This is a genomic window from Leptothoe sp. EHU-05/26/07-4, assembly GCF_043421015.1.
GTDB lineage: Bacteria > Cyanobacteriota > Cyanobacteriia > Phormidesmidales > Phormidesmidaceae > Leptothoe > Leptothoe turfae.
This window is the reverse complement of the sequence record NZ_JAXSQV010000003.1, coordinates 633375-653128: the sequence shown is the minus strand read 5'-3', so window position 1 is coordinate 653128 and position 19754 is coordinate 633375. Positions and strand designations below refer to the sequence as shown.

The following is a 19754-nucleotide window of genomic DNA, read 5'->3' as shown; positions in this document are numbered from 1 at the left end:
TGTGGCATGGTCTCAATCCAAAACAAACTGGATATACGGTGCATAGAGATCTGGCTCTAGCAAAAAGGAATCATGGCCTTTATCAGAATGCACTGTAATGTGTTTTACATTCATCTGAGCTGCTTTCAATGCCCTGACAATGACCTTTTGTTCTTCTGGGTAAAAACACACATCAGAATCGACGCTAAAAATCAGATACTGCTGGTGGGCACATTTTTCAAATAAGGCTGGCTGTTGTGCATTGAGGCTAAACCGCTGCCACATATCCATAATGCGCAGATAGCTATTGGCATCAAATCGCTCTGCAAATTTTTTGCCCTGATGGAACATATAGGACTCAATCGGGTTAGATAGTTCGTAAAACTGCCCGATGGGCTGGTCTATGGTAATTTCTTGCCGTGCCCGTTTTTCCATTATGGCCAGTGACACAAAGGTTTTATGGGAAATAATCCGAGCTAATAACAACCCTTCTTTGGGTGGCTCTGTATCGTAGTAGTCGCCGCCTTGAAATTTGGGATCATTACGAATTGATAGAATCTGCTCAAAATTATGGACCCGATGGAGCACAGTGGTTTCTAACCCGGTTGCGATGGGCAAAACATTCTTGACCCGGTGGGGGCAGCGGGTGGCTAACAAAATCGAAAGCATACCGCCCATTGACCCACCAATCACAGCATGCAAACAGTCAATACCCAGAAAATCCAGCAACTGTAGCTGACTGCGGATCACATCCCAGGCACTCACCTGGGGAAACTGGCTGCCGTAGGGCTTACCCGTGCGTGGATTAAGAGAGCGTGGCCCTGTTGACCCATAGCACCCCCCCAAATAGTTAGCACAGATAACAAAATAACGATTTGTATCCAGGGCCTTACCTGGGCCAATAAAGGTGTCCCACCAGCCAACAACACAGTCATCTGTCCACAGGGACTCCGCCCCTGGTAATGTTTTGTTGATACCAGCTGCATGCTGACTACCCGTTAGGGCATGTAGAACCAGGATGGCATTACTGGCATCGCTGTTGAGGGTGCCATAGGTTTCATAGGCCAGGGTGATGGCGTCAAAAGATTCTCCTGAATCTAAAGGAAAAGGTTCGTCTAGGTGGAAAAACTTGGTCTGGACTGAGCCAATACTCATTAGGTAAGCGATGGGAGAGAAGAGTTGAAAGGGGATGGTGGAGGCTTGAAGAGTTGATGTGTTAAGCCATGGGACTAATGTTTAGATTGCGCAGAAGAAACAAGACATTCTTATAAAACTACTTTATTTACATGCTTTCCTGCAAACGGAAAAATGAATCAGCCCTACCTTTAATCCCTTTAATCCCCCCTTCAAGAGCCACGGTGTACACATATCTCGGCAGAGAGTTCAGACTCCTGCATTACCCCCCTTAATTCCCCCTTGGTAAGGGGCTACGGTGTATACACATCTCATGTTGAACCTCAATCTCCTGCACTACCCCCCTCAATCCCCCCTTACCAAGGGGGGAAGCTCCAGTCCTCCCCCTTACCTTAGGCTTTAGCCCATGCCTGGAGGGCTTTAGGGGGAGTTAGAGGGGGTGAGGCAATCTAAAGGCTATTGACGAGCACTTGTGTGTACACCTCCCCTTATGAAGGAGAGGATAGTCCGATGGCACCTTCGTAATCAAGGCGCATGTACTCTATGCGGCTAGGGCTTGTTTGAGGTCATCAATAATGTCATCGATGTCTTCAATGCCAATGGCTAGACGGATTAGCTCGGGAGCGATGCCGGCACTTTGCAGGTCAGACTCTGACAGCTGAGAGTGGGTTGTTGTGGATGGGTGAATGGCCAGACTTTTCGCATCCCCTACATTTGCCAGGTGAGAGAATAACGTCAGCTGCTCAATGAACTTCTTGCCTGCGTCAGCTCCCCCTTTTATGCCAAAGACAACCATGGCTCCAAATCCATTTTTCAGATACCGTTTGGCAGTGGAGTGGGCTTTATCGGTTTCTAGGCCAGGGTAACGCACCCACTCTACAGAGGGATGCTGTTGCAGAAACTCGGCCACGGCCATGGCATTTTCACAATGGCGCTGCATGCGTAAATGCAGGGTTTCTATACCTTGGAGGAATATCCAGGAATTATCTGGGGAAATGCAGGCTCCTAGGTTACGTAGGGGCACAAGCCGCATACGCAGGGTATAGGCGATCGGGGTCAAGGGGCCCAGGTCATGGGCATATCGCAAACCATGGTAGCTGGGGTCTGGCTCACTCATGAGGGGAAACTTGCCGGAGGTCCAGTCAAATTTGCCGGAGTCTACCATGATGCCGCCGATGCCTGTGCCGTGGCCTCCTAACCACTTGGTTAGGGAATGGATCACAATATCGGCACCATGTTCTATGGGGCGAATTAAATAGGGTGTTGTAAAGGTACTGTCAACAACAAGGGGCAGGCCATTTTCATGGGCGATCGCAGCGATCGCATCTAAATCCGATACTTCTAACCCTGGGTTACTGACCGTTTCACAGAACACCAGCTGGGTCTTCTCCGTAATCGCGGACCGGAAATTCTCTGGATTGCGGGGATCGACAAAGTTCACCTTGATGCCAAACTGGGGCAGGATATCCTTGAACATGGTGTAGGTCCCGCCATACAGCGTATTAGCGGAAACAATTTCATCCCCAGCCTGGCAAATGTTAATAATGCTATAAAAAATAGCGCTGGTTCCAGAAGCCACGGCCAGGGCTGCAGCTCCACCTTCAATGGCAGCAACCCGCTTTTCTAAAACATCCTGGGTAGGATTCATCAACCGCGTGTAGATATTGCCCAGTTCTTTCAGGGCAAACAAGTTAGCTGCGTGTTCAGTATCCCGAAAGGCATAGGCGGTAGTGCGATAGACGGGCACAGCGCGAGCCATGGTGGTGGGATCAGGCTCTTGACCTGCATGTAGACACTTTGTCCCCAATCCGTGTTCTGCACTCATGAAAAACCCTCTTTACAGTGATAAATCGTCATGAAATTCTAGCTCAGGCAAGATAATCCCATGAAAGTCGTCGGTGGATTCTTTACGACCTGACTGCAGTTAATCACAAAACATCTCAAAACATTTCAGACTGACAATAATATTAGAGGGGACCTGGGCAAGAACTGTTACGGTACAGCTAGAACAGCGACGCGACAAAGGTTGTCACGGTCAAAGACCTGTCATCGTCGGCATACTGGTTAAGAACTAGGAATCTGTTTGAATTAGAGCCAGGGCCTGGTCAAGTATGTCAACGGCTTCCTGGGTTTCAGCAGGGCTTAACCAGGCGCGCAGGGGATAGGGCAACCGTTGTACAAACCGACCCCAGGCTGAATGGTTGGATGGGTTGGTATGTTGGGCTGCGATCGCAACCAGCACAGCAGCCTTAGTCTCCGGTCCGGTCACGGTCTGCGCCACTTCCATGGCCTGATCAAACTGTCCTTGTTTAGCAAATGCAGTGGCCGTACACTGACGGAGCCAAGTTACAGGGTGAGAGTTTGTTTCGCTCAAGTACTCAAACAAAGGCACCACACGCTCCGGTAGTTCCATCCTACAATAGGCGCTGCCAACCTGGGGCAGGAAATCTAATATGTCAGATTGCTTGGCCAGCCGTTCAGCCTCAGCATACTGTTCAGTTTCTAAATAGGTACGGATCACATCTTGTATAGCAAAGTCAGGCGTCCCTATGGACTCCACAAGGCTATTGGCATCCTCCACCAATCCAGCTTTAGCATAGGCCACCGCAATGGCCCCATAGGCCCGTTGTCGTGCACTAACATTCTCTATGGTCTCTGCCAAAGCCAGGGCTCGCTCAAAGTCTTCTGACTCTGAGTATGCTTGTACCAGCGCACGCTGCGCCGATGACTTAGTAGAGGCATTAGGCATTTGCTCTACAATTGCTCTGGCTTTTTCCCAGGTACTCTCGGCCTGATCACTGCCCAGCCTGCTATATAACTGTGCTAAATCGATCCAGCTATGGGCCTCATCTAAAGGAAACCTTGGCGAAGGCTGAATAGTCGGTCTCGTTGCGTCTAAAACAGCGAGTGCTTGTTGCGTCTTGTCAATTTCGATTAACAGTCTTGCTAAACCTAGCACCTGGTAGGTTTCAAAGTCATCTTCAAGAACATCGGTACCCTTATCTTCGAGGAAAGAGAGTATTTCACTCTTTTCTATGACCAATTTTGCCAGATCTTTCTGCTCTTCAAGGATCAACAGACCTGTTGCTGCCAAAAATAGTTGGTTAGCAGTGACGACATCCACCAAGTCTTCATTTTCATACTTCTTCATCTCAGCAACAGCCTGGGCAATCATTTGTTGTGCTTGCCGTGGTTGACCGGCTCGCTCATACTCTGCCGCAATCTCTGCCATTGCCAGGGGGTGTGACCAAGCCTGCACCTGTTGAACCAGGTGCACAGCTAACTCTAAATGGCCCGCTTCAGCATATTCAACCGTCCGGTTAAGCATTGATTCACTGGGCGATGTACCACTAGAGGCGCATTTTCCTTCGGTGTGATCGATAGCAGTCTCCACTGCCCGAGTTAGAAATGTTTCGGCTTTACTGGACTGGTTTACGGCTCGATAACCCACCCCGATTTTTAACCATGCGTTGCTTTCAAAGCAGTCTCCTCCTGCGTATGTAGCAGCTTGCTCCAGCAGGGGAATAGCTTTGTTGGGCTGGTTTGCGATCGCATAGCCAAATGCAATATCTGCCAGCTGTTTAGCCTGGCTAAAATCGGTCGATTGTGCCAGGGCAGAGTGGCCAGACGAAAGCAAAGCAATGGAAGCAATGCCACTACTCAAGAGCGATTTCAAAAAAAGAGTTGACATAATAAGGTATTTAGTAAGGGAATGATCTATTGACAAATAAAGGAGTTATCTATTGACAAGGGTTTTATGGTTGAAAACCATAGCTATAAACTGTTGATTTGCACTCAAGCTAACAACACCTAATTTGTGTATGTGTTTGTTATACGGATCTTTTTCTAAATTTAAAGGTTGTAAAATATCGATCTCGACAGAAATAGAGATATTTGTGGAAACGCTCCTAAATACTCGTCTCAACCCGAAAAGATGGCAAGTTTACAAAACGAATATATGCTTGGAAAGCAAAATCAATTAACTTCCAAATTTTGAATGTACAGACGTTCCAGGGAACGTCTCTTCAACAGTTACGTTTGGATGTTATTTATGGTTTGCTCCTTACTACAAAAATCATGCTCTAATGCGACTGTAAGCACTCTTCACCAGCATATTGTTAAATAGCTCAGTCTTGTTATGCCTAAATTGCAGTTTATTTATAAGTTTGTCAAATAGTGGAATGCCATCGCCTAGTAAGACAGGGACTCTGGTGATAATCATTTCATCAATCATGTCCTCCGCCAGGAAACTTTGGATGGTGCGACCGCCATCAATATACAAATTGTGGTACCCACGTTTATCCAACTGTCCAACCAGTGTTTTGAGATCGTTGCCACTGACAATTTCCACACTGTCTACTAAGTTATCAGGAACATGCTTTAAGCGATTACTCAAAACAAAAACCAGCTTTTCATAGGGCCAAGTACCAAATGAGAGAACCTTCTCAAAACTGTTTCGTCCCATTAAAATGGCATCGACACGCTTGATAAACTCACCGTAGCCAAAGTCACTCTGATCAGGATTGGGGATGTCGTCAAGCCAATCAACACCACCGTCGGGTGTAGCGATAAATCCGTCGAGGCTGGTTGCAATATAGACGTAGTTGGCCATCGCTTAAAAATCTCCATCAATCTCTGGGATTTGGGCTAAATTGCCGATTATCAAGCTCAGTCAACCAGCAACAGCTCAGCTCCAGCTCCAGCTTCCATGGTTAGAGGCTAACTGCCTGGTAGCTGAATACTGCCACCTTACCGTAGCCCATGGCCATTGTGCAGAACCATCCCTCTTGCCCACCGAATCCAGCCGAATCGGTGGGCAGCAAGATCATCGTTGATCGGATCTCCAACCTCAAGTATAGATATATAGAGGTCTACATCAGGGTCGGCTCTGTTGGCATACCCGGCAAGCGGCTCCACTCATTCCATGAGCCATCGTAATTACGTACATTTGGATACCCCAACAAGTATTTCAACACAAACCAGATAAACGCCGAACGCCCACCAATGGCACAGTAGGGAAACACCTCTTTATCCGGTGTAATGCCCCGTTGGCTATAGAGATGCTTGAGATCATTAAATGATTTAAATGTGCCGTCATCATTAACCGTATCGGTATGTTCCACATGCACAGCCCCAGGAATATGCCCTGCCCGTTCCTGTCCCTCCGGAGGCTTCATTATAAAGATCTCACCACGATACTCTTCAGGTGTGCGCACATCCAACAAGACTTGATCAGACTTCTTTAAAGAGGTTTCTACTTCGGCTTGTAAAACACGCAATTTAGAATTCAGGGGTTTAGCCTGATACCGAGTAGGTGCAAACGTAGAGAACTCAGTCGTAACTGGGCGAGATTCTGCTATCCATTTCTGATGACCACCGTTTAAAACCTTGACATTTTCATGGCCGAATAGGGTCAGTAACCAGAAAACAACGCCACCTATGGCGATGTCACTGCCATAGGCAACAACTGTTGTCTCAGGGCTAATGCCAGAGCGTGAGAGTACGTTTTCAATGGTTTCTTGATCCAGCTGGATACTCATGTCTGGCTGGCTTAAATCAGGAAAAATACTCCAAAATACAGCTCCTGGAATATGGGCGTTTTCCAGCAGATCTGGGCCCATGGCAAGTTCAACAATGCGCACGTTGGGATCATCCAGGTGATCGGCTAGCCATTGGGTATCGACAAGAGTATCAGGACAGGCGTAATCAGTCATGGTTTTCTCCTAGAAACTATCTGACAATCTTCTACCTAGCCTAAATTTCAGCTATTTTTCTCGGTGAGACAATTCGCCATGCCCGATGCACCAGCGTAGAGGAAACAGAAACTAAAAAGAACCCCACTAAGGGATGTACAATGGCTAATGAAACTGGCAAAAATGGTGGATGCCAATGAATTGTCAAAAACTGAACTCCTAACAAAATAGGCATACTCACTGTCAGGATACGAATACGCCTTGAAAAAGCGGCCCCATAGGCCCACATGACTAGCACCAGGGATAAACCACTGTATCCCCTCACCAGCCATACATGGGCTTGCCACCAGCTAGGATTCTCAAAATAGGCTACACCCGCTGTCAACAGTTGCACCCCCAAAAGGAGGTTAAACACAACAGTTACGACATAAAACCCAACAACACTAAATCTTGGATTCGGAGTTGTGTCAACAGCCATTGGCAGCGCATCTATCGTCTTAGATAAAGAGGATGAAGGCATAATTATTTTGCTTGCTACCCTCCTACCCTAAGGCGGCTATTTTCTGACGCCTAGACCTCGATCGGGTACACTTTTGGCTAGCGGCAAAAAGTGAGTGCCATGGAACCCCTCATCAAAGCTCCTCTACAAAGCTTGTTTCAGACAATTGCCCAGGCACAGACGGAAGCTGAGCTGAGCCAGGTATTTATGGCAGAGGTTGGGCAGTATTTTGCAGCTAAGCGATGGAACCTGTATTTTCTAGACCAATTGCCAACCCTTGATGACCGTACGCCACCATTGCTAAAAAAGGCTTTATCCTTGGATCATAATCCTGTGCTGCGCTACTTGATGCAAAATCATGCAGCGGTTCATGATGAAGTGATCTTGCCCCCTGGTGTATGGCAAACGATTTGCCCTCGCGCCGATCATGGTCATGTTATGGTTGGCCCCATTGTCAGCCAGGGGCATCTGGTGGGCGGCATCGCTGTGACTCGCCATCGCCAGGACCCCAAGTTTACGACTGAAAATCTAGCGGATTTAAGTGCTCTCTGTTTACATGTGTCTACACGATTGGCTGTTTTACAGGCTAAGCCCGCGCCTATTGTGTTTCACAACAACTGCCTCACCCCACGGGAAGCTCAAATCGCAGAGCTGGTTGCCCGAGGGATGACTAATAAAGAAATTGGTACTGAACTGTGGATTACGGAGAACTCAGTGAAACAGGCATTAAAGCGGATGTTTCGAAAGTTAAAGGTTTCATCTCGAGCTGAGATGGTGGCACAGTTGGTGTCTTGATTTAGTCTTTGGTGTTTCGAGGCTTTTGCTGCTTTGCAGAAAACTACAAAGCTACATCGCGCTTTTTAGTCAGAAAGTTGGTGCATTTGATCATTTCAAAAATATTTGTAGGAATTTAAAGTGAGGACATTGAAGCATACAGAGACTTCAATAAACGTCGGTTATTTTTCTGCCACCCTTACGAGGAAAAGCCAATGTCACCTGCAGTTCTTGTTTTTCTACCGTTTGCATTACTGCTTCTGATGGCCAAGGGAGCCGGTGCTAATTCAGAAACTCCAAAGAAAGAGAAAACGTCCTCCGGCAAAATCATGGGCATTTTGACAGAGCAAGGCGATTTCATCCCTTTTTCAGCACTAACTGACCACAACGTTCTTGATTCTGACAACAATGGTATTGTGCTGGAACAGAATGGCAAGCGCTACTTTTTAGCCGCTGCTAGCAAGCAAAATTAGGTTTACAAGGGGGCAGAGCTATCTTCCCCCGGCTACTTCAATAAACGTACCGGTTGTATAGGACGCTTCGTTTGATAACAGCCACAGAATAGCCTGGGCCACTTCCACCGCTTTCCCACCCCGTTTCATGGGTAAAAATTCTTTCACTCGATCCACACGTCCTGGCTCGCCACCATCGCCATGAATGTCCGTATAAATAAATCCTGGACGCACGGCATTGACTCGAATCCCTTCTTCGGCTACTTCTTTAGCCAACCCTAGGGTCATAGCATCTATCGCCCCTTTAGATGCAGCGTAATCTACATATTCACCTGCCGCCCCTAGACGGGCGGCGACTGAAGAGATATTGACAATGGCCCCTCCTGGGCCGCCGCGCTTGGTAGACATGCGTTTGATGGCTTCTCTGGCACATAGAAATGCCCCGGTGACATTGGTTGCCAAAACTCGATTGAGGCGAGCGGCATCTAGATTCTCTACGCGGGTTTGTTGTTCTAAAATTCCTGCATTGTTGACCAGGGCTGTGATTGTACCTAGCTGATGATCTACTGCATTGAAGAGGGCGATCACCTCGGCTTCTATTGCGATGTCAGCTGCGATCGCAACTCCCTTACCCCCTTGTTGTTGAATCTTCTCAACAACCGCATTTGCCGCCTGATGGTTCCGACGATAGTTTACACACACCGCATAGCCACGTTCTGCGGCTAAAGACGCCGTTGCCGCCCCAATGCCACGGCTGCCTCCAGTAATGACCATAACCTTGTCTGTGTTCACGACATGTACGCCCTAATAACAAATACCCCGTCGGGATGCACGGCGAGGCATCCCTGCATTCTGTGTGCCCCAACATCCTACGCTGCCTTTAAGGACCCAGGTTTACCCTGATAGAGATCAAGACCCACTTGCACAATTCCCATCAGGGCAACAAAACTCATTACCCCCATGGCGGAGAGCTCAGTCCCCACGAGTCCTACCCCTAGCATAGCGGCCATACCCACTAATCGATGGCGGGTTCGGGCCTTACACATGAAAATCACCCCCATGCGATGTAGTACGGCTAATGAGCCATAACAAAGTGCTACTGAACCACACAACAGCCATCGTTCTGGAGTGGGTAAAACTCCAGCATGGCCAGCCGATAAAATACCTTTTTCCACACCGATACCGGTTGCTGCTAATCCAATCACCAGGGGTAAATGGATATAAAGCCACAGCTGTAAAATTTGGACGCGGCCAGAGGTGCGGGCAGTTTCTAGGGCAGAGCCGGACACATTTTCAAAGTATAGCCACCAGAGAGAAAAGGCGATGATGAAACCTGCGATCGCACATAGCGTACTGGCAAACTCCCAATGCATCTCAGACACGCCGTTGACCACCGCAATAATAGCCTCGCCCAACACAATGATGGTAAACAAACCAAAACGCTCAGGCAGGTGCTCCGGATGTGGCGGCAGCTGTTGCACCATGGTCCTCGCTAACATGGGTGTGATAAAATCCACCGCCAGGCCAACCGTCCAGAGCACGAAGCGAAGCGACAGCGGTACAAAGGCCGAAATTAGCCATAGCAGTGCGCCTACACTAAACCCCACAGCGTAGCGATTCGTTAAACCTCGCGCTTGCGGAATATGCCAGCCAGCCCAGAGGTATTCCAGCACCAACATCAGTCTAGACGCAACATAGGCCAGGGCAAAGCTACTGGAACTGTCATCCAGGCCATGGTGCACATTGACGGCCAGGGCCGCCACCGCCAGCATTTGCAGCCCCATTAAAATACGCCGGACCACATCGTCATTATCAAACCGGTTGGCATAGAAAGTTGTGCCAATCCAGACCCACCATAGGGGCACAAACAGGGCTGCAAAACTTAGAAATCCATAGACTGAAACATCTACACTGAGTTTGTGTGCCAGCTGAGAAATGGCTACCACAAACACCAGATCGTAAAATAGCTCTAGCCAAGTAGCATGGCGGGGCTGTTCGTCGCGGGGCTGTTCGTCTGCGGTCTCACCTACCCAGAGGCGAGGGGGGCGGAGCCAGGATTTCATCATGGTGGGTTCGAGTAAAACAGAACTGTGATACAAGCATCTTAGATCTGATTCAAATCAGTTTGAATTCTGATATATCCCCCAGGTACACTGTGCTCACCAATGGCTCAATAGCCAAAGCGATTACGAATCTTTTGAGAACTCCGCTGTAGCTGATCGATAATGGCTTTAACATGGGGTCTCTCCAGTTCAGGAATGCCGGCTGCTGTGGTATCAAACACGCCAATTTCTGCCCGTAAAAATTTACCAATAACAATCTGAATATTTCGTATTTCGATCCATTGTTCCAGAGGGATGGAACCTTCGTAATTTTCTTCTAGCAGCTCAATAAGATAGTTGTGATATCCCCAAATCACCTTGGCTGTCGTGGGTGTTAGCAAAATGGCATGGGCAGAAATCCACTCATCATATTGGCGTTGAAATTCGATGAGCTGTTGTTTGTCGGGCGAACTATATTCAATTTTATGGTTGAGCTGATTCAGGGCCTTAAACAGAACAGGATAGACCTCTAAGCGTTTGTCAAAGAGTGACGTTGTGTAGGTCTGTTCTAATTGTTTCGTCAGCTTGCGGAATTCAGTACGGGATTGATAAACCGCGATTAAGGACGATGCCAACAATGTAATTAGCCCCGATACGATAGCTATTACCAATTGCATAATTCTTGCTTATCTATCCTTTCTGATGGCAGCGTTAGTGAGGCTAACATAACTCGAACACTACTCCCGATTCAAACTGTCCCAACCCTCTCGATTGAGGCGATAAACAAAACAGTCACTGCCTCCAAACTGACGACGCTCGATTTGCTGAAAGCCTAGCCGTTCATAAAAACGATGGGCTCGGGTATTGCTAACCAATGGATCAATCAGCACAGCCACCACAGCTGAGTCGGTAAAACAGCGGGTCAGTGCCAGACGCATCATCTGTGTTCCATAGCCTTTGCCCAGGTCAGAAGCCGCACCAATCCAAAGGTCGATAGCCCTCAAATTGGCAGGCACATCGCCCCAATAGTGACTCTCTTCCAGGGCTGGATCAATAATCTGAATACAGCCAATGGGTCGCCCATCTAGTTCAGCAATCAACTGCTCACGCCAGGTCGGTGAGCGGCTGAGTTCTATCTCCCACTGCCAGTCATCATCAGGATCGGAGGCGATTACATGGGGCTGTTCGTCCCAGTGACGCAGTACAGCTAAATCGTCAGATGTGGCAGGACGTAGAGTAATCATTGGGATAACCTTGGCAAAGTGGATCAGCTCCTGGGTACTTGGCGGGGGCAGGCCATCGCCTATCGCCCAGACTGAGTTGACGACTGTTACAAAAGCGCACCATCTCCATCACTGGATGCTAGAGCCCTCGATTAACTCCATGAGACCGTGAAATAAATCATATTGCCTTGGGGATCAAGATCGACTGAGCCAAAGCCAGCTCCACCGTTGGGGCTAATGGTATAGCGAAATTTGCCCGACTCCAATCGGGTCCCTTCGTCTAAATTCAATCCTGGCGAGTCTTGAATCCACTTTTCTAGAATCGAACGCTCAGCGGAAAATGAGCCCTTAAAGGTTCTAGAAAATGAGCTACCCGACGTCATAATCTGCAAATCCGTCGCCTCGGGTGGGATAGGCGCAAAATTTCCCCATTCCCAGGCCACATCGATCATATGTTGCTGCATGAACGGGTTATGGTTTTCGACCCAGTTAGGAGCCAAGAGCCATAGACTGCCGAGGCCGATGATAATTGCAAGCATGCCAGCACACCCCAAGCATCCTAGCTTTAGTCCATGACTTTTGGGATTAGGCTGATTCAGAACAGTCATTGGGCTATCAACAAATGGGCTGCTACTCTCGACGTGCTGACTAGAGCTTTGATTCAAACACATCAAAATCCATAAAAACTTACCACTAACTGCCTTATCCTCCTAACTAAAATATTTCATTCGATTTGGCAACTCACTGGCCATGGCGAAGTAACCTTTTTGGACTACCCTGCCACTATTTATTAGCCAGTTAGTGTTATAGAACAGACATGCCTGAGCAAAACGATCAGGAATTAATTTTTCTAGTACGGCAGGGAAATAAGGCCGCATTCGGTCAGTTGGTATTGCGTTACCAACCGATGGCCCAACGTCTGGCAAAACGTTTAGTGGGCAATGATGATTTAGCTCAAGAGTTAGTGCAAGAGGCCATGTTACAGGCCTATCTGTCTCTAGAGAAGCTGCGGGAGCCAACCCGTTTTAAGAGCTGGCTTTACGGCATTGTGTTAAACATCTGCCGCAATCACCTCAAACGCCATAAAGTTATCTGTTTTTCCCTTGAAACCATGGTTCAAAAGCTAATGGATGAGCCATTGATTGGTAGTTCAGCCTCTCCTCAGAAAATTGTTGAACAAGAGGAACTGCGCATTACTGTTCTGAATGCAGTTGAGCAACTATCTGAAAAAAATCGATTAGCCACGTTGCTGTTCTATGAAGAGCAACTCAGCTTAAAAGAAGTGGCGGCTCACTTAAATATTTCAGTGGGTGCTGTCAAAGGACGGTTGCATAAATCACGTCATCAACTCAAAGAAAAATTATCGTTGCTACAGCCCCAATCTGTTTTCAATATGGAGAATAAAACAATGTCCACTAATCATGCTGCTCAGATACCCACAAAATTTTGCTGCTCATTTTGTGGCAAGAATCAGACTGAAGTTAATTTACTGATTGCAGGATCAGCATTAGATGCAATACCTGCTTATATTTGCAACGAGTGTATTGATATATGCAATCAAATTATCAGTTCCCATACAGATTCAGAAGGTGTTTCTACATCAAAAATATCTGGCTAAAGGGTTGCTCTGATAAAATCTACAGAGATGTTAAACCATGGTTTTGTTCTTTTGTAAAAGGAGAGAACTAGCGCAAGACAAAGGGCAGGCGGCGAGGCCCGATTTTAGTAGCCTATAGCTGTTCCCACAAAACCTTAACTCCGTCTGGGAGGTAACCAGAAATTTCTTGCACAATTTCTGTGGGCAGTTCATTTCTTACGGTTGAAAAAACAGCGATAGTCACCCCCTGTGGAGTGACATCTTTGGGAACACTGCCTTCTTGGGTAATGCGACGCATAAAGATTTCGGAATCAATTTTAAGTGGGGGGCGCAATCGACTAATTAATCTCACAATCGGATTGTCGTCTCGCCAGAGCTTAGCAATCTCTTGATTGCTAAAGGCCGCCTCAATACGATCAGATGCTTCAGTCGTCATCATGTCACGCATGGTTCGAAACACAACAACAGTGGTGTCACGAGCATCATAGATGTCGGGGAAATTAGCCTTTTGCATTATCTGCTCTAAAAAGCCCTTCTGAGATTCGTTGATAGCTGCTCCCGCCATGACATCCTCCTGATATTATCGATTTTAATTTTCGATAATACTCACTAGCTATTGCTAATAACATCTATTTGATTATAACGAAACTTTTGGCGATTGATTGTATGGAAGATTTCAAACAACAAGCACTATACGCTATCTAGTATGGTGAGGGTGTCGACTACTGTTGCGTACTCTTGATGCATATTGGCTAAGGCAAGGGCGTGTACTCGCTCAGCTGGGTGCAGATTTTGCTCTAAATCGAGTTTGTCAAACGTCGCTGTGGCATCTGAAACAACATAGGTATCAAAATTAAGGTTACCTGCAACTCTAACAGTTGCCTCAACGGAATTGTTTGTGATGACTCCTGTGACTATTAGGGTCTGATAGTTATTTTGTCTTAGCCACTGTTCTAAATCGGTACCAATAAAGGCACAATTTACGTGTTTGCTAACAATCTTCTCACCACGGTTAGGAATCACAATATCCTTAAAATCGCACCCTTGCTGTCCTGGACGGTAGGTGGAGTTAGGATCAGTTGAAAGATGACGAACATGAACAATTGGACGCTGAGTAGCCCGCCAGGCACTTAGCAGTTTTGCAATATTTGCCTCAGCTTGTTGATTATTGCGTCGTCCCCAACTGGAATGATCAATAGCCTTTTGCACATCAATAATAATGAGGACGCTATTGGACGGAATCTGCATCAACTTAACCTCCGTAGGGCTCTAGGTGACGCCAACTATGAAAACACCATGGGCATTGCTTGGCTGTGGGGGTACGGGGTACTTTTGCGCAATTGGGGCATCGATTTAGCAAGGTAGGATATTCTCTGACAATGCGATCTCGCAATAATTCTGAAAAAGCTTGCTCGCCCAGCTCAATCAATGCTAAAGCGTTGGGTGCAGTTACTTGACTTTTTTGTTCTAGAATAGTGGCTATTTTTCCACCATAGAGTTGGGCTTTTTTCCTAAGGCGAAAGTGTGACAGTGTCGCCAATTCAGTTGTTGTCATTACGGATGTACAATGCTGTGAGACATATCCTAAAAGGTGCTCTTGTTCGTTGTATTCCATAGAGCTTATTAAGTAAGCTTGGCTAAGGCTCAACGATAGCGTAACTATCGATTAAAGCCATGCTCCAGGGGGGGATAGGTGAGCAAGTTGGTGCCTAGCTTACAGCGACGGGCCGCCATCGGGTTTCGGGGTCTCGGCTCTAGAGGTTGTATTTGGTTTGCCGCATGGCAATGGGATGATCCTAGCGGCTCGAGGTCGGGGGGGCGAGCCCGGCTTTGAGTAGGCCTATACAGCGGACTTTGCCTGCTGGGATTTTGGGTGCGATCGCGCCAACGCTGACCTGTCAGGTCGCACCCAAAATCCGATTAAAAATGGACAATCCTGTAGGGGCATTCCCTTGTGGATGCCCTTCGATACCGAAGGCTATCAATCCTGATTGCGTATCAGAAGTCAGTAAGGGGCTAGATTCTAACCCCTGATTCCTCTTTTTGGAAAACGTCCCGATTTAAACTGTTACCCCTTATCTTGCTCCCAACGTTTCTTCTACAAACGCTTTGACGGTTGCCCGGTCATTGTCTAGCACCGTAAATTGCTCTTCTCGCTCAAACAAATCACTGAGGAAGTCGGGCAGATGGGGGAAAACATCTACGGCCCCCTTAATGGCATCGGGGAATTTAGCTGGGTGGGCGCAGGCGAGGGAAACATGGACGGCATCATCGGGTAACTCCTGCAATAAGTCGGGGGCGCAGGCAATGGCCGTGTGGGGATCAATCAGCTCACCCGTGGCGTGGTAGATTTTCTGAATGATTTGAGCGATACTGTCATCATCAAATCGTCTACCGGCAAAGGTTTTGCGCAATTCTGTCAGCACATCGGGCGATACGCTAAAAATGCCGGTTTTCTTAAACTCAGCCATGGTTTTCATGACATGGTCTGCGTCATTTCCATAGGTATGAAACAGTAGCCGCTCAAAATTGCTGGATATTTGGATATCCATACTGGGTGCGATGGATGGGGAAACGGCATCGGTGCTCATTTTGCCAGAATCGAAGAAGCGGGCCAGAATATCGTTTTTGTTGGTCCCTATGGCTAGCTTACTAATGGGCAATCCCATACGCTTTGCGACATAGGCAGCGAATACATTGCCAAAGTTACCGGTGGGTACGGCAAAGGATAGGGTGCGCTCAGGGGCACCTAGATTCAGTGCGGCATACACGTAGTAGACGACCTGCGCCATGATGCGCGCCCAATTGATGGAGTTTACTGCTGACAGTTTATATTTGTCGCGAAAGTCTAAATCGTTAAATAGCTCCTTGACAATTGTCTGGCAATCATCAAATGGTGCGTTTAGTGCAATGTTATGGACGTTTGTCGAGAGCACCGTCGTCATTTGCTTACGCTGAATCTCGGAGGTGCGATTGTGGGGATGGAGAATAAAGATGTCAATGGTATCTTTGTCGCGGCAGGCTTCAATGGCAGCGGAGCCAGTGTCTCCAGAGGTTGCACCAAGGATGGTAACGCGTTCGCCTCGTTCTTGTAACAGGTGGTCGAATAGCTTACCGAGAAACTGTAGTGCGTAGTCTTTGAATGCTAGCGTTGGGCCGTGGAATAGTTCCAGTAGAAAATGGTTGGTGTCTAGTTGCTTGATGGGGGCAATTGCTTTGTGGTGGAAGCCTGCATAGGCTTCATCAATCAGCGTTTTGAGTGCATCTGGCTGGATGGCATCGCCGACAAAGGGCTTCATTACTTCGTACGCCACCACTTGGTAGGGCTTGCCGCGTAGTTGTCGCCATTGCTCTACGGAGAACTGTGGATAGCTCTCTGGCACATATAGACCACCGTCTCTGGCTAGACCGGTGAGGACTACATCGGCGAAATCAAGAACGGGGGCTTGACCACGGGTGGAGTGGTATTTCATTTATTCTCCTGGAAAAGTGATATTTGTGTATCTCGCTAGCATATTTTATATGTTGAGCGTGAACATCAGTGGTTTAGTTCAAAACCATCAACAGGGCAATGGGTTAAGGAGTTGCCGTAATGGGGATTGCACAAAAATAGAGCCCCAGCTTTGGGTTGTGGATGAGTGATGGGGAAATTGGGTGATGGGGGAATCGGTTGATTAGTTAAGCGCAGCGTGTAACTAATGACGCCTATGGGTAGGATCGTTCCGCCGCCCCATGTATGACCCAACGTACTAGATTATTCCTACTCACCACTCACTTACACAACCAGACTGTATTCAGTTGCTCCCGAAGTGTTCTTTACTCTTGAGCAGCAGTACGATGGTCAAACTGCCAATGAGTTTGAATGTTTCAACAGAATTGGCCTGGTACTCTCGCAAAATCTGGGGGCCTAAATTGTCAAAGATCTGAAAATTGTTTAGTTCGGGATAGTGGGGTGAAACAACTTTTTTTGATTGTCGAGCATCTTTTCAAGACAACAAGTTAATAGACTAGATTCTCTCTTGATTTATGAGAGAATCTTCATCAAGCTAAGGCCGTCCCAAATTTGATAGAAAAAATGCATCGTGATGATAGAAATGTGCGTGGCTTGTTAGGACCTTATGGGTTGCAGCTCTTAGTTTAGGCTGGTTAAATTAAGTAAAAAAAGCTTTATGCCAGCGCGTTTACCCCGCTCATCCCTGTCGGATGCATTTATTGAAGAAACCTATCAACGGACACGGCGACATTTATTGGGAGGTGCGATCGCACTAGGCTGTGTTGTCTTATCAGGTGTGCTTTGGTACCGGGTGATTGAGGGCTGGACCTGGCTAGATGCGACCTATATGTCTGTCATTACCCTGGCAACGGTAGGGTTTGCAGAAATTCAACCGTTAGGGGCCAGAGGTAGACTATTTACTATTATCTTAATTTTAATGGGCGTTGTTGTCATCGCCTATATCTTAAATTGTTTTACAGAGGCTCTAATTCAAGGTCACCTACAAGCCGGTATTCGTTTGAGACAACGGCGTAAACTTATGAAATCTTTGGCAGGTCATTATATTATCTGTGGGTTTGGCCGCACAGGTCGGCAAGTCGCAACAGAATTTGCGTTCGAGGCTATCCCCTTCATTGTGGTTGATTCCCATGAAGCATCTGTACAAGCCGCTCAGCAGATGGGATTCATCACCTTTCAAGGGGATGCTACCCTAGACCAGGTTCTCTTTCATGTGGGTATCGACCGAGCCCATGGTTTGGTGGCCGCGCTCCCATCCGATGCCGAGAATCTATATGCCGTCCTCTCAGCCAAAACTCTGGCCCCCGGCATTCGCACCATTGCTAGGGCCAGTACTGAAGAAGCTGTCCAAAAACTCCAGCGCGGTGGCGCAGATGTGGTGGTTTCTCCTTATATTACAGGAGGCAAACGAATGGCGGCTGCGGCTATTCGTCCCCAGGTGGTTGACTTTTTAGATGGTATTCTCACCGGAGCAGATCGCACTGTTTATATAGAAGAGTTTCTGATTTCTCCAAAACACTGTCCTCAAATTGGCAGAACCTTAGAAGAGGCCCAGTTAAGAGTAAAATCTGGAGCTTTGATCCTGGCAATTCGTCGCGCGGATAGCTCACTCATTGTTGGCCCCAATGGTGATACTTTACTTTGTTCTGGAGATTTGGTAATTGTCATGGGCTCATCCGATGAACTGCGGCGACTTAATCAAATTCTTGGCCCCATCCATCGAAAATATCGATAAATCTGAATTGATACACCAAAAACAATCTAATCTTCATTTAAAGGCATAGAATAGATATAAATCTATCAGAGTCCCCTTACAGGTTTAATGAATAATAAAGAACTGCTAAAGGCCTATGAGGCTGGCGAGCGTGATTTTTCTGGGTTAACACTCTTAGAGTTAGAGCTACTTCAGCTTGATTTAAGTGATGCAAACTTTAGTCAATCTGATTTACGGCAGTCTCGCTTAGGTCGAACGCACTTCTGTCGTGTAAATTTTGAAAATTGTAACTTAAGCGAATCGATTCTTTGGGGTAGCGATCTTCGCAGTGCTAATTTAAAGCAGGCACAGCTACGAGAAAGTGACTTAAGCAGTGCCCTATTAACGCAGGCCAACTTAGAAAAGGCAAATCTTATCAAAGCCAGCCTTTGTGGAGCTAATCTCAGCGATGCAAATCTTGCTAATGCTTGTCTGTTGGATGCCGATTTGCGCTCTAATTCTGACCAGAGAACGGATCTAGGACAGTCTAATTTGAGTGGGGCTGATTTAAGCTATGCATTTTTAAGCGGTGCCATTTTACGGGGGGCCAATTTAGCCCAAGCGAAGCTGTGTCGCGCTAAATTAGGCAAAGACTATCGCCCTGGAGGATTTCCCTCCGATCTCAGTGAGGCCAACCTGCAAGGGGCTGATCTTAGCTATGCTGATTTGACAGGCGTGAACTTGAAAGAGGCCAATCTAAAAGGGGCTGACCTAACGGGTGCAGTATTGCATCAGGCAAATCTCTACCATGCCATCATGCCCGATGGTCAGCCCCATGGCTAACCAAGGACTTTTTAACGTACGCTCTCTCCCATAGACACTGAGGCTATGGGAGAGAGCAAGGACAGCCGCCGCCGCTCTCCCGCAAACATCTATTGATAACTTTCTAGGTATAAATACCATAATATAGTGCATCCATGCCGCCACAGGCATCATATTTTGTAAGCCATCAGCCGGTCAGACCAAAGGGATATACGGCAGACTCATCCATAGGTTAGAGCTGCAACTCAGCAAAACGAAGCAATACTAAAGATTCCATGCCGTTTTTCTAGAATTTAAGACTTACCATAAAGCGTAAAGTTTTGAAAATAGGGATC

General features: G+C 47.3%; 21 protein-coding genes. 6 read left to right on the top strand and 15 right to left on the bottom strand.

The window, feature by feature from the left end; translation table 11 throughout:
* Positions 1-12: 12 nt before the first annotated feature.
* The 4 genes from metX to U2F10_RS10650 all read right to left on the bottom strand — a co-directional run bounded on the left by metX (position 13) and on the right by U2F10_RS10650 (position 5725).
* Positions 13-1134: a homoserine O-acetyltransferase MetX gene (gene metX, locus U2F10_RS10665; protein ID WP_499871998.1), complete on the bottom strand. Its 1122-nt coding sequence runs from the start codon at positions 1132-1134 to the stop codon at positions 13-15.
* 520 nt (positions 1135-1654) lie between these two features.
* A complete protein-coding gene (locus U2F10_RS10660) occupies positions 1655-2938 on the bottom strand; it encodes an O-acetylhomoserine aminocarboxypropyltransferase/cysteine synthase family protein (protein WP_499056637.1) in 1284 nt (427 codons plus the stop codon).
* Between the two features lie 246 nt (positions 2939-3184).
* On the bottom strand, positions 3185-4804 hold the full coding sequence (locus tag U2F10_RS10655; protein WP_499871996.1) for a tetratricopeptide repeat protein: 1620 nt from the start codon (positions 4802-4804) through the stop codon (positions 3185-3187).
* A 384-nt stretch (positions 4805-5188) separates the two neighbouring features.
* Positions 5189-5725 (bottom strand): dihydrofolate reductase family protein, encoded by a 537-nt coding sequence (locus tag U2F10_RS10650; RefSeq protein ID WP_163701984.1) that lies wholly within the window; start codon positions 5723-5725, stop codon positions 5189-5191.
* A 40-nt stretch (positions 5726-5765) separates the two neighbouring features.
* On the opposite strand from U2F10_RS10650, the gene U2F10_RS10645 reads away from it, so the two are divergent.
* Positions 5766-5948 carry a hypothetical protein gene (locus U2F10_RS10645; protein ID WP_499871995.1) on the top strand — a complete coding sequence of 61 codons (183 nt, stop codon included), beginning with the start codon at positions 5766-5768 and terminating at the stop codon, positions 5946-5948.
* Positions 5949-5984: 36 nt separating this feature from the next.
* On the opposite strand, the gene U2F10_RS10640 is transcribed toward U2F10_RS10645, so the two are convergent.
* On the bottom strand, positions 5985-6827 hold the full coding sequence (locus tag U2F10_RS10640; protein ID WP_499056639.1) for a sulfurtransferase: 843 nt from the start codon (positions 6825-6827) through the stop codon (positions 5985-5987).
* A 40-nt stretch (positions 6828-6867) separates the two neighbouring features.
* Complete coding sequence (locus U2F10_RS10635) at positions 6868-7284, bottom strand: DUF6220 domain-containing protein (protein WP_499056722.1); 417 nt, start codon at positions 7282-7284, stop codon at positions 6868-6870.
* 141 nt (positions 7285-7425) lie between these two features.
* Between U2F10_RS10635 and U2F10_RS10630 the strand changes: the two genes are divergently transcribed.
* Together U2F10_RS10630 and U2F10_RS10625 are read left to right on the top strand one after the other, a co-directional pair.
* Complete coding sequence (locus U2F10_RS10630; RefSeq protein ID WP_499056640.1) at positions 7426-8100, top strand: LuxR C-terminal-related transcriptional regulator; 675 nt, start codon at positions 7426-7428, stop codon at positions 8098-8100.
* Between the two features lie 194 nt (positions 8101-8294).
* Positions 8295-8552 carry a hypothetical protein gene (locus U2F10_RS10625; RefSeq protein ID WP_163659209.1) on the top strand — a complete coding sequence of 86 codons (258 nt, stop codon included), beginning with the start codon at positions 8295-8297 and terminating at the stop codon, positions 8550-8552.
* Between the two features lie 18 nt (positions 8553-8570).
* Here U2F10_RS10625 and U2F10_RS10620 read toward each other — a convergent pair whose 3' ends face one another.
* The 5 genes from U2F10_RS10620 to U2F10_RS10600 all read right to left on the bottom strand — a co-directional run bounded on the left by U2F10_RS10620 (position 8571) and on the right by U2F10_RS10600 (position 12404).
* Positions 8571-9305: an SDR family oxidoreductase gene (locus tag U2F10_RS10620; RefSeq protein WP_499872352.1), complete on the bottom strand. Its 735-nt coding sequence runs from the start codon at positions 9303-9305 to the stop codon at positions 8571-8573.
* A gap of 95 nt (positions 9306-9400) precedes the next feature.
* Positions 9401-10594 carry a low temperature requirement protein A gene (locus U2F10_RS10615; RefSeq protein ID WP_499872351.1) on the bottom strand — a complete coding sequence of 398 codons (1194 nt, stop codon included), beginning with the start codon at positions 10592-10594 and terminating at the stop codon, positions 9401-9403.
* Positions 10595-10701: 107 nt separating this feature from the next.
* Positions 10702-11250 (bottom strand): hypothetical protein, encoded by a 549-nt coding sequence (locus U2F10_RS10610; RefSeq protein WP_163659208.1) that lies wholly within the window; start codon positions 11248-11250, stop codon positions 10702-10704.
* A 60-nt stretch (positions 11251-11310) separates the two neighbouring features.
* The gene (locus tag U2F10_RS10605) at positions 11311-11817 is read right to left on the bottom strand and encodes a GNAT family N-acetyltransferase (protein WP_163659207.1); all 507 of its coding nucleotides are present in this window, start codon (positions 11815-11817) and stop codon (positions 11311-11313) included.
* 131 nt (positions 11818-11948) lie between these two features.
* Complete coding sequence (locus tag U2F10_RS10600) at positions 11949-12404, bottom strand: hypothetical protein (RefSeq protein ID WP_163659206.1); 456 nt, start codon at positions 12402-12404, stop codon at positions 11949-11951.
* Positions 12405-12613: 209 nt separating this feature from the next.
* Between U2F10_RS10600 and U2F10_RS10595 the strand changes: the two genes are divergently transcribed.
* Positions 12614-13414: an RNA polymerase sigma factor gene (locus tag U2F10_RS10595; protein WP_163659205.1), complete on the top strand. Its 801-nt coding sequence runs from the start codon at positions 12614-12616 to the stop codon at positions 13412-13414.
* A 112-nt stretch (positions 13415-13526) separates the two neighbouring features.
* On the opposite strand, the gene U2F10_RS10590 is transcribed toward U2F10_RS10595, so the two are convergent.
* From U2F10_RS10590 to thrC, 4 genes are all read right to left on the bottom strand, one after another.
* Entirely contained in the window at positions 13527-13958 is a 432-nt protein-coding gene (locus U2F10_RS10590; protein ID WP_163659204.1) for a DUF2267 domain-containing protein, read from the bottom strand.
* 125 nt (positions 13959-14083) lie between these two features.
* Positions 14084-14641 carry a cysteine hydrolase family protein gene (locus tag U2F10_RS10585; RefSeq protein WP_163659203.1) on the bottom strand — a complete coding sequence of 186 codons (558 nt, stop codon included), beginning with the start codon at positions 14639-14641 and terminating at the stop codon, positions 14084-14086.
* A 4-nt stretch (positions 14642-14645) separates the two neighbouring features.
* Positions 14646-14948 (bottom strand): hypothetical protein, encoded by a 303-nt coding sequence (locus U2F10_RS10580; RefSeq protein ID WP_163659202.1) that lies wholly within the window; start codon positions 14946-14948, stop codon positions 14646-14648.
* A gap of 520 nt (positions 14949-15468) precedes the next feature.
* Entirely contained in the window at positions 15469-16866 is a 1398-nt protein-coding gene (gene thrC, locus U2F10_RS10575) for a threonine synthase (RefSeq protein ID WP_163659201.1), read from the bottom strand.
* A 696-nt stretch (positions 16867-17562) separates the two neighbouring features.
* Between thrC and U2F10_RS10570 the strand changes: the two genes are divergently transcribed.
* Positions 17563-18639, top strand: a complete 1077-nt coding sequence (locus U2F10_RS10570) for a potassium channel family protein (RefSeq protein WP_250564632.1) — start codon at positions 17563-17565, stop codon at positions 18637-18639.
* Positions 18640-18726: 87 nt separating this feature from the next.
* The gene (gene hetL, locus U2F10_RS10565) at positions 18727-19440 is read left to right on the top strand and encodes a heterocyst differentiation pentapeptide repeat protein HetL (RefSeq protein ID WP_163659200.1); all 714 of its coding nucleotides are present in this window, start codon (positions 18727-18729) and stop codon (positions 19438-19440) included.
* The last annotated feature ends 314 nt before the right edge of the window (positions 19441-19754 follow it).